Raw genomic sequence first — 15,224 nt, forward strand, 5'->3', positions numbered from 1 at the left:
CTCCTCTCAGCAGGCAATGAACGACAGCGGCAGATCGCGGATCTGCACTGGCAGGCTCGGTTGGTAATGGTCGTCACTGGTCAGTTCGTGCAGCAACTCCTCACGCAACTGATGGAAGTCGAAACTGCTGCGCTGGCGCGGATGCGGCAGGGCAATATCGACCACCTGCTTGATCCGTCCCGGACGCGGCTCCATCACCACCACGCGGTCGGCGAGAAAAATCGCTTCTTCGACGTCGTGGGTGACGAGGATCGTGGTGATTTTTGCCCGGTCGCGGATCGCCAGCAGTTCGTCCTGCATCTGCTGGCGGGTCAGTGCATCTAGCGCGCCGAACGGTTCGTCGAGCAGCAGAATGCGTGGACTGGCGACCAGCCCGCGAGCAATCGCCACGCGCTGGGCCATGCCGCCGGAGAGCTGGTGCGGATAGGCGCGGGTGAAATCGCGCAGGCCGACCAGATCGATGAAATCGTTGATGCGCTGCTGCTTTTCAGCGGCGCTCAATGGTTCGTTGACCAGGCCGAGGCCGATGTTGTCGGCCACCGTCAGCCACGGGAACAAACGGTGCTCCTGAAACACGATGCCGCGCTCACCGCCGATGCCGCTGACGGCTTTGCCATCGACGCTGATCTGCCCGCGAAACTGCGTATCCAGACCCACCAGCAAGCGCAGCAAGGTGGATTTGCCACAGCCGCTGGAGCCGACGATGGCGACGAATTCGCCCTCGGCAATGTCGAGGTTGAATTCGCGAATCGCCTCCAGTTCGAAACCGTCGACGTCGAAGGATTTGCCTACGTGGGTGAAGCTGACAATCGGTGCGTTCATGCGTGTCTCCAGCGAGTGGCGCGAATTTCCAGGCGTTGGCCGATGAGGTTGAGCAGGGCGCCGGTCAGGCCGACCAGCAGCATCCCGGCCATGATCAGATCCATGCGCAGCAGTTGTTGAGCGCCGATCATCTGGCTGCCGATGCCGCCGTTGGATGGCATGAAATATTCGGCGCCGATGGTGCCGAGCCAGGCGTAGATCAGGCTCAGGCGCAGCCCTGCGAAAATCCCCGGCGCCGCACCCGGCAGCACCAGTCGGCGCAGGCGCTGACCGAGGCTCAAACGCAACACCTGCGCGGCCTCGTTGAGTTGTGGCGAGAGGTTGGCGACGCTGCGCTGGGTGGCGATGAACAGCGGGAAAAACGCGGCGAGGGCGACGAACACCCACTTCGACAATTCACCCAAGCCGAACCACGCGGTGAGCAGCGGCACCCAGGCAAAAATCGCGATCTGGCGGATGGCGGCGAGGGTCGGGCCGAGCAGCCGTTCGCTGGTACGTGAAAGCCCCAACAGCAAGCCGAGGGCGAAACCAAGTCCGCCGCCGAGCAGCAACCCGCCAAGGGTACGACCGAGGCTCAAGGCCATGCCGCTGATCAGCGTGCCGTCGAGCAGACCGTTCCTGGTCGTGTCCAGCACCGCCAGCGGGCTGACCAGGATGTTCGCATCGACCCACTGCTGATCGCTCGCCACTTGCCAGACGCCAATCAGGCCCAGTGGCAACAGCCACGGTTGCAGCCGCTGCCAGCCTTCATAGCGCGGGCCACGGCGGATTTCCGCAGTCGCCGGGTGCGGCCAGTGCACCAGTTTGCGGTCGAGAAAACCGATGCCGCGATCCATCGCTACACCGAGCACACCGATGACCACGATGCACACGAACACGATGTCGAGCATGAACAGTTGCCGTGCCCAGACCATCAGGTAGCCGATACCTTCGCTGGATGCCAATAGCTCCACCGCCAGCAATGAAGTCCAGCCAGCAGCCAGGGCCAGACGCACGCCGGCCATGAACGCCGGCAGTGCAGCGGGCAGCACCAGGCGCCGGATCAGCAGGTAAGACGGCAGGCGTAATACGGCCGCGGCTTCGCGTAGTTTCGGTTGCGCATCACGAACGCCGACCAAGGTGTGCAGGGTCACCGGAACCACGATGGCCTTGATCAGCACCACCAGTTTCAGCACTTCGCCGATGCCGAAAAACACCATGAACAGCGGAATCCAAGCCAGCGTCGGCACTTGTGCCAGACCGGCGAACGTGGGGAAAACCAGGCGTTGGAGACGCCGGCTGAAGCCCAGAGCAGCACCCAGCACTGCGCCCGCAGAGATCCCTGCCAGCAAGCCCCAGAGCAGGCGTTGCAGGCTGATCCACAAATGACTCCACAGCTCGCCCTGGGACAGCTCGATGGCGCTGTTCCACACCAGCGATGGCGCCGGCAGGATCTGCTCGCTCATCCATTGATTGCGCGCGGCCAGCCACCACAGCGCGAACAGGCTGATCGGCAGCAGCCATGGCAACAGACGTTGGTTGAGGCTCGGCCACGCGCGCCGACTTTTCAGTGGCGGCGCCGGCAGTGGCAGACTGAGCAGGGAATCACGGGCCATGGGTGACCTCCGTTGTCGGGTTGCATGGCGAACCGCTTGGCTTGGTGTGAGTGGGCTTGCTCACGAAGGCGCAGTGTCAGGCGCCGGTGATGGCGAATGACGCGACCCCTTCGCGAGCAAGCCCGCTCCCACATTTGGCTAGCGGTGTATGCAAATTCGATCTATAAAAATTCAAATCAATTCTATTGAGAGATAAGCCAGACCATTTAAGGCCTGCAGCCCGACGCGCATCCAATGCATTCGAAGAATATTTTCGATGCTGTTAATGCATACACCGCTGCAACCCGCGTCCCTGCTTGCTTAGCGTCAAAAGCTATAAAAATGTGCATTTATAGTATTTAAGCGAAGGTAATGCTTCGGCCTACTTTCGGCTCCTCAACGCCCGTCGTGATCAAGGAGCCGTACCCATGAACCTTCCCTTCAAACGAGTCTTCAGTCTGTTTGCCATCCCGGCACTGGCGGGCCTGCTGGCGTTTACCGCGCAGGCCGACGAGCTCAAGGAAATCAGGATCGCCGTGCCCGACCTGAGCGCTGGCACCCAGCACAGCGGCGGCGGTGTGGTGGATGTGCTGCGTGATCGGCAGATCTTCGAAAAAGCCTTCGCCGATCAGGGCATCAAGATTCAATGGAGCTTCTTCAAGGGCGCCGGGCCGGTGATCAACGAGGCGTTTGCCAACGGTCAGGTCGATCTGGCGTATCTGGGCGACCTGGCGGCGATCATTGGCAAGTCCAACGGTCTCGACACACGTTTGCTCAGCGCCAGTGCGCGCGGGGTGAAGCAGTATCTGGGCGTCGTGCCGGGGTCGGGGATCAAGACCCTGCAGGATCTGAAAGGCAAGCGCGTGGCGATCTTCCGTGGCACCGCCACCCAGTTGTCGTTTGATGCGGCGCTGGCCAGTCAGGGCTTGAGCGAGAAGGATCTGAAGGTGATCAATCTCGACTTCAGCGGGGCCACCGCCGCGCTGGCGGCCAAGCAGATTGATGCGTCATGGGGCAGCTCAGGTCTGGCCGCTTTGCAGAGCAAGGGGCTGGCCGAATTGCCGCTCAACACCAAGGACCTGGGGGGCGCCGGTAGCGTGCAATCGGTGCTGGTGGGGGCCGGCAAGTTTGTCGACGGGCACCCGGAGGTCGTGGCGAAACTGCTCAAGGCGCAGCAGCAGGCAGTGGATTGGCTGACCCAGGACAGCAACAAGGATGCCTACGTGCAACTGGTGTCGGGGCTGGCAAGTTATCCACCGGTGATCCTGACCCAGGACCTGCAGGATCAGAAACTCAGCGAAGTGTTCCCGTCGACGCTGGACCCGGTATTCCTCGGCAAATTGCAGGACTCGGTGGATCTGGCGGCGCAGCAGAAGCTGATTCGCAAGCCGTTCAAGGTCAGCGATTGGGTGGCGCCTGAACTGGCGGCGGCCAAGCTCTGAATCTTCAGTGTCTGGACGGGCCTCTTCGCGAGCAAGCCCGCTCCCACAGTGGATCGGCGTGAATACAAAATCTGTGTTCACCACAATCCACTGTGGGAGCGGGCTTGCTCGCGAAGGCGTCCTCAAACCGCGACGCTGACTTCCTGCTTGTCCACCGCCACCAGCGTCTCGATCATCGCCCGCGCTGCCGGCGACAAACGAAACCCGGTACGGCTGACAATCCCGCAGCGCGCATTCATGCTCTCCAGATTCTGCGGCAGGTTGCGCCAGTGCAGCAGCGCCAGCGAACCCTGAGCAATGTCCTCGACGAATGCCTCCTCCGTGCCCACGCCAATCGCATTGGATTGCAGCACAACCTTCACCAGCGCCGGGAAATGCTCGGTCTCGATGGTCGGCGAAAAATCGATCCGGCCGCTGAGGTTCGCCAGCAGTTTGCGAATCCCCGGCGGAATCAGCGTGGTCGCCAGCGGGTAGTCGAACATGTCGTTGGTCGACAGGCTTTCCTTGGCCAGCAGCGGGTGCCCGGGCCGGCAGAAGAACACGCCGCGCTTGGGCGTCAGGGCTTGGGTCTGGAAGTTCGGATCGGCTTCGAAGTGGCGGATGTCGGCGATGAAGAATTCGATCTCTTCACGGCTCAGCGCACGGCTGAGTTTTTCCCAGTTATCCACCTGAAAACAGGTGCGCACTTTCGGGTGCGCATTGATGAATTGCGCCACCGCATCCGGCACCAGTTTCACCGCCGGGGCCGGGCCGCAGCCGAAGTGCAGTTCACCCGCATCGAGCTTGGTCATCTGCGTCACTTCCGCGCTGAGCAGCGCCGCGCCTTGCACCAGGGTCAGGGCGTGTTGCAGCACTACCTGACCTTCGGGCGTCGGGCGCAGATCCTTGTTGCCGCGATCCACCAGCACGCAGCCGAACTCTTGCTCCAGCCCTTGAATGCTGCGGCTGAACGCCGGTTGAGTGATGCCCATCGCGTCTGCCGCGCGGACAAAACTGCGGTGTTCGTTGAGGGCGATGAAGTAGCGCAACTGGCGAAGATCCATATGCTTTTCCGGCATCCTAAAAATAGCTCGAAGGCATTTGCGACGAGGGTTGCTTGAGGTTTTAAATGCAAGCTCTTATTCCGTCAACGAAGCATGTGAATATCTATTAGATGTAAATGGAATATAGATAGAGCGATGTTTCGCTGCCGCCCAACCGCAAGCAGTCGATGAGGGTCTACCCATGAGCAATGCCGCACTCGCTGTAAAACCCGCTGTCCACGCGCTGGAAATCCATCCGGTGGCCGGCCGTATCGGCGCCGAGATTCGTGGCGTGCACCTGTCCGGTGAACTGGACGCCGCCACGGTCGAAGCCATTCAGCAGGCGCTGATCCAGTACAAGGTGGTGTTCTTCCGCGAGCAGACCCAGCTCGACGATCAGCGCCAGGAAGCCTTCGCCCATCTGCTCGGCGAGCCCGTGGCGCATCCGACCGTACCGGTGCGTGAGGGCACGCGTTATCTGCTGGAGCTGGACGGGGCCGAAGGCCAGCGCGCCAACTCCTGGCACACCGACGTGACCTTCGTCGACGCCTACCCGAAAGCCTCGATCCTGCGCTCGGTGGTGGCCCCGGCCTTCGGTGGCGACACCCTGTGGGCCAACACCGCGACTGCGTACAACGAACTGCCGAGCGAACTGCGCGAGCTGGCGGACAAACTGGTCGCCGTACACAGCAACGAATACGACTACGCCGGGGCCAAGCCGGACGTGTCGCCGGAGAAGCTTGAGCGCTATCGCAAGATCTTCACCTCGACCGTCTACGAGACCGAACACCCGGTGGTGCGCGTACACCCGATCAGCGGGGAGAAAAGCTTGCTGCTGGGGCACTTCGTCAAACGCATCAAGGGGTATTCGCAGGCCGATTCGGCGCACTTGTTTGGCCTGTTGCAGAGCCATGTGATTCGTCAGGAAAACACCGTGCGCTGGCGCTGGAAGGCCGGTGACGTGGCGATCTGGGATAACCGTTCGACCCAGCATTATGCGATTGATGATTACGGCACCCAGGATCGCATCGTGCGGCGGGTGACGCTCAAGGGGGAAGTCCCGGTTGGGGTTTCGGGGCAGCGTAGTCAAACCATCAAAGGTGCCGAGCTCGTCGGCGTCTGATCGGGCCTCTTCGCGAGCAAGCCCGCTCCCACAGTGGAAATGTGTTGAACACAGTGGATGTGAACGACACAGAACCCTGTGGGAGCGGGCTTGCTCGCGAAGCTCTTTCACCAAACGCCAATCTGCACGACTTTCTCGGTCTCAGGCTCGCCATAGCGAAACCGCTGCCCACGCAAATCGATCTCCTGATGACTGATCGTAGTCCTCCGCTTCAAGCCGCGCACCCATTCGAACAGATACCCCGCATGCTCTTCGCGCACCGCCGCGTGTGCCGGGTCCTCACCCAGATCGCGCAACTCCTGCGGATCATTCAGCAGATCAAACAACTGCGGCCGGAAGCCGTCGTACGCCAGGTATTTCCAGCGCTCGCTGCGCACCATGGTCATGCGGCAACGGTCGATCGGCTGGCCAAGTCGCTCGCGCGCCGGGGCCTGGAAGGCGTAGTCGTATTCGCTGATCGCGTAGCGACGCCAGTCGGGGTTTTCGCCGTGCAACAGCGGGATCAGCGAGCGTCCTTCCAGGCGATGCTCGGCCCCCGGCAGGCCCAGGGCCTGGAGAAACGTCGGCAACGCATCAATGGTTTCCGCCAGCCGCTCATCCACCGTACCCCGGGTGATATCCGCCGCCGCGCGCGGGTCGCGCACGATCAATGGCACGCCCACCGCTTGCTCGAGCAAAAACTCCTTCTCGCCCAACCAGTGGTCGCCGAGAAAGTCGCCGTGATCGCTGGTGAACACGATCAACGTGTCATCCCACCTGCCGTTGCTCTGCAGAAAATCGAACAGCCGCCCGAGTTGGTCATCCACCTGCTTGATCAGGCCCATGTAGGTAGGGATTACATTCAATCGTACTGAATCACGGGAGAAGTTGAGGCTTTCCTCATGTTGACGAAACGCCGTGTATACGGGGTGTTTGCTGGCTTCGGAGGGCGTCGCGCGGACCGCTTCGAGAATCGATTTCGTACTGTACAAGGCGTGGTATGGCGCCGGTACGATATAGGGCCAGTGCGGTTTGATGTAGGAGAGGTGTAAACACCAGGATTTATCACCTTGCTCGGTGATGAAGTCGATGGCTCGATTAGTAGTGTAGACAGTCTCTGAGAACTGCTCGGGAATTCGCGCTGGCAAATGCGCATGACGCATGTGCCAGCCGCTGAGGATTTCGCCGTTCTCGCCTTCGGCGGCGTTGGCCCAGTCGTGCCAGGGATTGCGCCCGTCGAAACCCTGCTCGCGCAGGTAGTGGGTGTAGGGCGCGGACTCGCGTTTGTCGTCGAACAATGGGTCGTCGGGGAAGATTCCGTCGTGGCGAAAGTACGGTTCGAAACCGACCTCGTTGAGCACCTCGGCCTGTGCGCTGTCCGGGTTGATCGCCAGTCGCTGCAGGGCATCGACATTGGCCGTGGCGTGGGTCTTGCCGACCAGCGCGGTGCGAATGCCGTGGGGGCGCAGGTAGTCGCCGATCGTCAGCTCTTCCAGCGGCAACGGCACGGCGTTCCATGCGACCTGATGGCTGCTGACGTAGCGTCCGGTATAGGCTGACATCCGCGACGGGCCGCAGATCGTGCCTTGGGTGTAGGCACGGCTGAAGCGTACGCCGGCGGCGGCCAGGCGATCGATGTTCGGCGTGTGCAGATGCGGATGGCCATAGCAGGACAGGTAATCGCGGCGCAGTTGATCGCACATGATGTACAGCACGTTGCGCACAGGGTTTTGCGGGTTGGGCATGGGGTTCACCGGTCAGAAAGACAGGCGAGGGTTGTCGCTTTCGGCAGGGGTGTTCGGCAAGTGCATTTGGGGAATGGGTTTTATGCAGTGGATGCATCGGTGTGGTGGCGACGCCTTCGCGAGCAAGCCCGCTCCCACAGGAGTACGCATTCCAAATGTGGGAGCGGGCTTGCTCGCGAAGAGGGTGGCTCAGACGGCAAAATTCTCCAGCGAACACACCTCATCATCCACCGCATCAATCGCCTTGATCTGCTCAATCATCGCCTCGGCCAGCGGCGACAACCGATACCCCGCCCGACTGACAATCCCGTAGCGGGTGTACAGCTCTTCCAGATCATCCGCCAGACCCTCGATCCGCAAACACACCAGCTCACCCTTGGCCTGATGCAGCGCATCGGAATACGCCCCAACTATCCCGATCGCATCCGAACGCAGCACCACGCTGAGCAGGCTTGAGCTGTTTTCGCATTCGACATTGGGGGTGAAGTCCGGGCGGCCGCTGAGGTCGACGATGACCTTGCGCAGGTTCGGCGGGCGAATGCTCACCGCCAGTGGATAACTCATCAGTTGCTCGGCCGTGACCCGCTCGAATGCCGCCAGCGGATGCCCGGCCCGGCAGCAGAAATGCCATTTGCGCGGGCGCAATCGATGGGTCAGGTAATCCGGATCGGCCTCGAAGTGCCGGGTGTCGGCGACGAAGAATTCGAACTCTTCGCTGAGCAGGCGTTTGCTCAAGCTCTGCCAGTCATCGACCTGAAATTGCACCCGCGCTTTCGGGTAGCGTCCGATAAATGCGCCGATCGCGCGCGGGATCAATCCGGCTGCTGGCGCCGGGCCGCAACCGAAGCGCAGTTCGCCCGCTTCCAGACCATTGAACTGACTGATCTCGTTGGCCATCTGCTGCGCGCCGCTGACCAGTCGCCGCGCATGTTCGAGCAGCACCTGACCCTGCTTGGTCGGCGGCAGATCCTTGCGTCCACGGTCGACCAACTGGCAGCCAACGCTGTGTTCCAGCGCCTGAATGCTGCGGCTGAAGGCCGACTGCGACAGGTTCACCGCCTGCGCGCCGGCGACGAAGCTGCGTTGTTCGGCGAGGGCGATGAAGTGTCGAAGTTGGCGCAAGTCGATATGCATTTTTCACATAAAAAATATCCGGGAAATGCATTGGATATGCATTAGGTCGACTCCTTATAAAGGCAATCTCTTATGCAGTAAATCTTTGTAAAAACATAAATAAATAACTTTAAAGAATATACAGCGCAAAAGTTGACTGTGTGTTTTTTGACCAGGAGCCGCGCCATGAGTCCGTTGAACCTTGCGTCACCCTTAACGCCACGACGGCTCAAACGCCTGCCTCTGGCCCTGTTGCTGGCGGGGAGTGCCAGCTGGACTCACAGCTACGCCGCCGACGCCGACACCCCGCCACCGGCTCCCGCCGGCAAGCCTGCGGCCAACAGTTCGCAACTGGAGACCGTGACCGTCACCACCCGCCGCCGCGAAGAAAGTTCGCAGGATGTGCCCACGCCGATGAGCGTGGTCAGCGGCCAGACTCTGGAGACGCAGCGCGTTTACCGGATTCAGGATTTGCAGCAACTGGTGCCGAGCGTCAACGTCGCCTACATGCATGCGCGCCAGTCCAGCGTGTCGATTCGTGGCCTCGGCAACAACCCGGCCAGCGACGGTCTGGAGGGCAGTGTCGGTCTGTACATCGACAACGTGTATCTGGGCCGTCCGGGGATGGCGGTGTTCGACCTGATGGACATCGAACAGCTCGAAGTTCTGCGTGGGCCGCAGGGCACGCTGTTCGGCAAGAACACCACCGCCGGGGTGATCAACATCAGCACCCGCGCGCCGACATTCACCCCTGAGCGCAGCATCGAAACCTCGTTCGGCGAGGACGGTTATTTCCAGACCAAGGGCACGATTTCCGGGCCGATCAACGATGAGCTGGCCGGACGTTTTTCGGCCTATCGCACCCGCAGCGACGGCGACATCAAGAACGAATACAACGGCCATGATTTGAACGGTGGCTCGCGCGATGGCTTCCGCGCGCAGTTGCTGTTCAAGCCCAACGAAGACTTCAACCTGCGCTGGATCGGCGACTACAACGAAGAGGACTCCAGCGCCGGCACCCGCGTGCTGTACAGCACCGGGCCGACCATCAATGGCGTCAACCTGTACCAGTCGCGGGCCGATGCCGCCGGTGCGACGTTGGTCAACGGCTCGCACCGCAAGGTCAATCTGGACAACGATCAGCACGTCACCGTGCATCAGGGCGGCACGTCGGTGGAGGCCAACTGGACGCTGCCGAGCGATTTCACCCTGACCTCGATCAGCTCCTATCGCTTCTGGAATTTCACCCCAGCCAACGACGATGGCCTCAACGTCGCGGCGACCTACAACGCTGGCGTTTCGGTCGAAGACAAACAGTACTCGCAGGAATTTCGCCTGGCCTCGCCCAAGGGCGAGTTCTTCGATTACGTGGTGGGCGCGTACTACTTCGGCTCGGATCTGGACAACAAATCCTTCGCCTATTACGGCCCGCAGGCCGACATCTGGAATGGCACACCACGTGGCGCGCTGGCCAACGTCGGCAGTGTCGGTAACGGCCACATCAAGACCGACAGTTTCGCCCTGTTCGCTCAAGGCACCTGGCACCTGACCGAGCGCCTGGATTTCACCGCTGGGGTGCGCGGCACCTATGAAGAGAAGAACGCCTGGGTCACTCGCAATGCTCCGGTCGGTGGCGCCATTGTCACCGGCGCAGCGGCCACGGCACGCCGCGGACGCACTGGCGCCTACGATTCCGGCGATCTCAACCAGTACAGCTCCAGTCCGTCCGGGTTGCTCAACCTCAGCTACCGCATCACCGATGATCTGCTCGGTTACGCCACGCTGTCCCACGGCGAAAAATCCGGTGGGGTGAACCTGGCGGTGGGTTCGGCGCCAACCGCTGGCGCCGACTCGCTACTGATCGGCACCGAACGCGCGAACAACGCCGAACTCGGCTTCAAGAGCACTCTGTGGGATCGGCGTCTGCAGCTCAACGCCAACGTTTTCTGGACTCAGGTCAACGCTTACCAGACCAACGCCTACGACGACGTCAACCGCGTGCAATACCTGACCAACGCCGGTTCCGTGCGCTCGCGCGGCGTCGAATTCGAAAGCACGGTGATCCCGTTGCGCGGCCTGACGCTGAACTTCAACGGCTCGTACAACGACGTCAGTTACCTCTCGTACAAAGATGCGCCATGCCCGCCGGAAATCAGCCAGGCCCCGGGCGCACCGGCGTCCTGCGATCTCAGCGGCCACCAGGTGGTCGGCGCTTCCAAATGGATCGGCAACGCCAACGGCGAATACAAATGGAATCTGGCCAACGGCTTCGAACCCTACGTCACCGCCAGCTATGCGTTCCGCTCGAAAGCGGTGGGCACGGTCGAAGATTCCGACTACGGGCAGATCCCGAGTTATGCGGTGGTCAACCTGTCCACCGGTCTGCGCGGCGATTTCAATCAGGGTCAGTGGGACGTTTCGCTGTGGCTGAAAAACGCCTTCGACAAGACCTACTACACGACCCTGTGGACCGGCGGCAACGGCGGTTATGAAGGCCTGCTCGGTACGCCGCGCACCCTCGGCGTTACCGGTCGCTACGACTTCTGATCTGTCATTCAAGGAGCTGCATCATGTTGCCAGGCAAAACCGCTTTAGCGCTGTTGTTATCCGGCGCAGCGTTGAGTACCACGGTGTTCGCCGCACCCAGCGTGTACCCGACCGGCGTCACCCGCTACGACCCGAACAAGGCGTTCAACCAGTACGTGATCTTCAGTGGCGCCGACAAGCAGACGCACCTGATCGACATGAACGGCAACGAGGTGAAAACCTGGCCGCAGGCGGGTTTTCCCTCGGCGATCATCGACCCGCAACTGGTCGGCGGCGAGCGCGGGCATGTGCTGCTGCAACTGAGCGAGAAGGATCCGGGCAAGCTTGGCTCCGCCGGTAATGGCTTGGGCAATCAGAGCGTCGGCGAGCTGGACTGGAACGGTAAAGTCGTCTGGCAATGGGGCGACAAGGCGCCCGGTGGCGCGGCGCAGCAACACCATGACCAGCGGCGCCTGAGCAACGGCAACACCGTGGTGCTGGCGAACAAGGTGCACCAGGTCAAAGGCTTCAAAGTGCCCGAGGTGATCGACGATGCGATCTACGAAGTCAGCCCCGACGGGCAGGTGAAATGGCAGTGGCTGGCCTCGGAACACCTGAACGAATTCGGCTTCACCCCGGAGCAATTGAAGCTGGTACGCGCCAGCGACAATCCGGACTACCTGCATATCAACAACCTCAGCGTGGTCGGGCCGAACAAGTGGTTCGATGCCGGTGACAAACGCTTTGACCCGGACAACCTGTTGCTTGATTCGCGCAACGCCAACTTCATCGCGATCATCGACAAGCACAGCGGCAAAGTGGTCTGGCGCCTCGGTCCGAACCTGCCGCTGATCAATCCGAAAACCGCGCAGAAACTGCCGCGTCCGGTCGATCAATTCGTTGGCCAGCACGACGCGCACATTATCCCGGCCGGGCTGCCCGGCGCGGGCAACTTGCTGGTGTTCGACAATCAGGGCTCGGCGGGGTATCCGAACGTCACCCTCGGGCTGATTTCCGGTTCGCGGGTACTGGAAATCGATCCGCTGAAAAATGAAATTGTCTGGCAGTACAGCGCGGCGAATTCGAAGCAGCCGGGGTGGGCCTTCTACAGTTCGTTCATCAGCAGCGCGCGACGCTTGCCCAACGGTAATACGCTGATCGACGAGGGTATGAACGGACGGTTTTTCCAGATCACGGCCAGCGGCGAAAACGTCTGGGAATACGTCAGCCCGTATCTGGGCAAAGCGCCGGGTAGTGACGCGATCAGCAACTGGGTCTATCGGGCGTTGCCGGTGAGTTATGACTGGGTGCCGGCCGGAACTCCGCGTTCCGAGACTGCGGTTGTCGCCCCGACACCGTCCGCGCTACAAGTCAGCGCCAGTCGTTAGTTGAAAAGGAATTAATGCTCGAATGAATGGCGATAAGTTATGTGGGAGATGAATAGTGCTTATTGCAATTTCGTTGAAAAGTCGCGTGGACAATAAGTGAATGGCCAACCATCCTGAGTGTCGTGAGTTTCCAGGAGGAAACTTGCTCTCATCGGAAGACACTTATCCAACGATAAAGGAAATCTCGTTATGTCGAGCATTAATGGCAATTATGTAAACGCTAACGCTGGCGCCAAACTGACGATTACCGATGGCAACGACTCCAACGGCACCTTCAGCGGCAAGTTCAGCCAGAACGGCGTGAACTACGACATCGCTTACGGGCATTACCATTTCCAGAACAGCACCGGGCAGCCTACGATCATCACCTTCGCGGCTCTGAATGACGGCACGGGTTATCAGTCCTGGACGCTGTTCTCGCCGGATCACAACTATTCGAAAGTTCGTGCGGTGGGTTCGCGCACTAACTTTGACGGTGATGTTGTTGGCCTGGCTGGAGAATTTGTTAAACAGTAATTGTGTGTCACAAAAAAGCCGTCATGCTATTGAGTCTGACGGCTTTTTTCTTACATGAAATAAGTCATTTTCATGTTGGTTGTGCTTCCTGTGGATGACAGCGTTTGCGGGCGTCTGATTCTAAGCTTGCGTTGAACTTAATCATTCGAGCAGGACGCTTACATGCAAAACGCGCTTTATTCCAACACCCTCGATGGGCCCTATCTGACCATTGTCGATTCCGATGACCGCACCGGGGTCTTCGCCGGCACGTTGCATCACCAAGGCATCAACTACGGCATCGTCAATGGCCGTTATGCCAGCCTCAATGGCTACCAGCCGCCAACCGTGGTCACGCTGATTGCCAATAACCAGGATCACGGTTATTTCGCCCTGACCCTGTTCTCGCCAAGTCGCGGCACTCATGAACTGCAGGGGCACTGCGTGCGCGTCACCTATGACGGCGTGGTCAGCAGCCTGCCCGGCGACTTCGTTCGCCATGCATGAGGCGCAGCCAGCGCCAGTTTTCTCTCTCAAACACCAAGCAAGGATGCAGCACATGTCCGCGATCAACGGCGTTTATCGTCATGAACCCTCAGATACAACCTTGACCCTGACCGAGGGCGATGACCGCACCGGCAGTTTCACCGGAACCCTGTCACTGTCCGGCATCGAATACCCGATCGCCTTTGGCAATTTCCATTTCAGGCATGGTTTTTCAACAGGCCCGGTCGCTATCTCTTTCAATACGCTGACGGCCGATGGCACGGCGCACGCCTGGGTGATGTTCTCGCCCGATCAGGCCTATACACGCTTGCGGGCACTGGGCAGCGCGGCGGACATGATGGGCAACATCGGGTTGAATGGCCTGGAATTCATCCGGCAAAACCGCTGAAAAAGCGCGAAATGAACGGGTTTTGCATGCCTTCGCCGAATATTTTTCATGCTTGAAAAGCATTGTAAATTTAGCCTTTGGCGCCAGGCCTTACGGGCCGTGGCTTCGCGACAATCTACGGAAATACATATTCGTAAAAAATCTAAACACATCGATAAAAGTTACTTTCGGAGATAAGCGATTGCTCCAATGATTCACCCAACGACCGGTCGCCCGGGGGATGTTTGCGGCGACCCGTCGGGTACTTCGCAAAGAGACCGCAGGGAGTGAATCAATGGGCAATGTCCAGACCGCCGCCAGTGCACAGGAGGTGCTGTGGCGCCAGGCACCGAGTGGCGAATTGGTCGATCTCGGCCGGCCTCATCGTGTGCCGCTGGGGCAACTGCGTTTGCAGCGTGCGCCCAAGGGCATTCTGAGCCGCCGTGAAACCATTCTGCTCGGCGTGCTGGCGCTGCTGGTGCACGGCGCGGTGATCTACTGGATCAACCAGCATCCGACGCCGGCGTTGCCGATCGTGCCGCCGGAAATTCCGCCGATGACCATCGAGTTTTCGCGGCCGGCGCCACCCGCGCCGCCGGTGGTCGAACCGCCGCCACCGGCACCGGTGGTTGAGCCACCGCCGCCGGTTGAAGACGAGTTGGCGGTGAAGCCGCCGCCACCCAAACCGATTCCCAAGCCCAAGCCGAAACCGGTGGCCAAACCGGTGCCGAAACCGGCACCCAAAGCGCTCGAGCAACCTCCGGCGCCGCCACAACCGGCCGCTCCGGTCGCGGCGCCGGCACCGCCCGCGCCACCGGCTCCCGCGCCAGTGACACCGGCCTCGGCCAACGCGGCGTACCTGAAGAACCCGGCGCCGGAATATCCATCGCTGGCCCAGCGTCGCGGCTGGGAAGGCACGGTGATGCTGAGGGTGCACGTATTGGCCAACGGCAAGCCCGGTGAGATCCAGATTCAGAAAAGCAGCGGTCGGCAGCAACTCGACGATGCGGCGCTAAGCGCGGTCAAGCAGTGGAGCTTTGTGCCGGCCAAGCAGGGTGATGTCGCCCAGGACGGCTGGGTCAGCGTGCCCATCGATTTCAAGATTCATTAATTGGTAATCA

General features: G+C 60.6%; 13 protein-coding genes. 8 read left to right on the forward strand and 5 right to left on the reverse strand.

The genetic code is table 11. From position 1 onward, the window contains the following. Positions 1 to 6 precede the first annotated feature (6 nt). The gene (locus tag V9L13_RS21760) at positions 7 to 822 is read right to left on the reverse strand and encodes an ABC transporter ATP-binding protein (protein WP_134785163.1); all 816 of its coding nucleotides are present in this window, start codon (positions 820 to 822) and stop codon (positions 7 to 9) included. After that, positions 819 to 2,417: an ABC transporter permease gene (locus V9L13_RS21765; RefSeq protein WP_338800504.1), complete on the reverse strand. Its 1,599-nt coding sequence runs from the start codon at positions 2,415 to 2,417 to the stop codon at positions 819 to 821. The genes V9L13_RS21760 and V9L13_RS21765 overlap by 4 nt, the downstream gene beginning before the upstream one ends. Before the next feature lie 407 nt (positions 2,418 to 2,824). On the opposite strand from V9L13_RS21765, the gene V9L13_RS21770 reads away from it, so the two are divergent. Further along, positions 2,825 to 3,838, forward strand: a complete 1,014-nt coding sequence (locus V9L13_RS21770; protein WP_003220542.1) for an ABC transporter substrate-binding protein — start codon at positions 2,825 to 2,827, stop codon at positions 3,836 to 3,838. A 122-nt stretch (positions 3,839 to 3,960) separates the two neighbouring features. Here the strand turns inward: V9L13_RS21770 and V9L13_RS21775 are convergent, their stop codons facing one another. Continuing rightward, entirely contained in the window at positions 3,961 to 4,881 is a 921-nt protein-coding gene (locus tag V9L13_RS21775; protein ID WP_041071095.1) for a LysR family transcriptional regulator, read from the reverse strand. A gap of 181 nt (positions 4,882 to 5,062) precedes the next feature. On the opposite strand from V9L13_RS21775, the gene V9L13_RS21780 reads away from it, so the two are divergent. Next, entirely contained in the window at positions 5,063 to 5,983 is a 921-nt protein-coding gene (locus V9L13_RS21780) for a TauD/TfdA family dioxygenase (protein ID WP_338800505.1), read from the forward strand. 107 nt (positions 5,984 to 6,090) lie between these two features. Here the strand turns inward: V9L13_RS21780 and V9L13_RS21785 are convergent, their stop codons facing one another. Both V9L13_RS21785 and V9L13_RS21790 read right to left on the reverse strand, forming a co-directional pair. After that, positions 6,091 to 7,707, reverse strand: coding sequence for an alkaline phosphatase family protein (locus V9L13_RS21785; RefSeq protein ID WP_338800506.1), 1,617 nt, complete (start codon positions 7,705 to 7,707; stop codon positions 6,091 to 6,093). A 189-nt stretch (positions 7,708 to 7,896) separates the two neighbouring features. Beyond that, positions 7,897 to 8,841 (reverse strand): LysR family transcriptional regulator, encoded by a 945-nt coding sequence (locus V9L13_RS21790; protein ID WP_338800507.1) that lies wholly within the window; start codon positions 8,839 to 8,841, stop codon positions 7,897 to 7,899. A gap of 165 nt (positions 8,842 to 9,006) precedes the next feature. On the opposite strand from V9L13_RS21790, the gene V9L13_RS21795 reads away from it, so the two are divergent. The 6 genes from V9L13_RS21795 (at position 9,007) to V9L13_RS21820 (ending at position 15,214) form a co-directional block, all read left to right on the forward strand. Then, a complete protein-coding gene (locus tag V9L13_RS21795) occupies positions 9,007 to 11,367 on the forward strand; it encodes a TonB-dependent receptor (RefSeq protein WP_338800508.1) in 2,361 nt (786 codons plus the stop codon). A 23-nt stretch (positions 11,368 to 11,390) separates the two neighbouring features. Next, positions 11,391 to 12,734, forward strand: coding sequence for an aryl-sulfate sulfotransferase (locus V9L13_RS21800; RefSeq protein ID WP_338800509.1), 1,344 nt, complete (start codon positions 11,391 to 11,393; stop codon positions 12,732 to 12,734). Positions 12,735 to 12,923: 189 nt separating this feature from the next. Further along, on the forward strand, positions 12,924 to 13,250 hold the full coding sequence (locus V9L13_RS21805) for a hypothetical protein (RefSeq protein ID WP_007952780.1): 327 nt from the start codon (positions 12,924 to 12,926) through the stop codon (positions 13,248 to 13,250). Positions 13,251 to 13,412: 162 nt separating this feature from the next. Beyond that, complete coding sequence (locus tag V9L13_RS21810) at positions 13,413 to 13,736, forward strand: hypothetical protein (RefSeq protein ID WP_338800510.1); 324 nt, start codon at positions 13,413 to 13,415, stop codon at positions 13,734 to 13,736. A 52-nt stretch (positions 13,737 to 13,788) separates the two neighbouring features. Further along, positions 13,789 to 14,124 (forward strand): hypothetical protein, encoded by a 336-nt coding sequence (locus V9L13_RS21815; RefSeq protein WP_338800511.1) that lies wholly within the window; start codon positions 13,789 to 13,791, stop codon positions 14,122 to 14,124. A gap of 274 nt (positions 14,125 to 14,398) precedes the next feature. Continuing rightward, positions 14,399 to 15,214, forward strand: coding sequence for an energy transducer TonB (locus V9L13_RS21820; RefSeq protein ID WP_226499765.1), 816 nt, complete (start codon positions 14,399 to 14,401; stop codon positions 15,212 to 15,214). The last annotated feature ends 10 nt before the right edge of the window (positions 15,215 to 15,224 follow it).

Origin of the sequence: Pseudomonas sp. RSB 5.4, from assembly GCF_037126175.1 — a bacterium.
In the GTDB taxonomy this organism is placed as follows: Bacteria; Pseudomonadota; Gammaproteobacteria; order Pseudomonadales; family Pseudomonadaceae; genus Aquipseudomonas; species Aquipseudomonas fluorescens_H.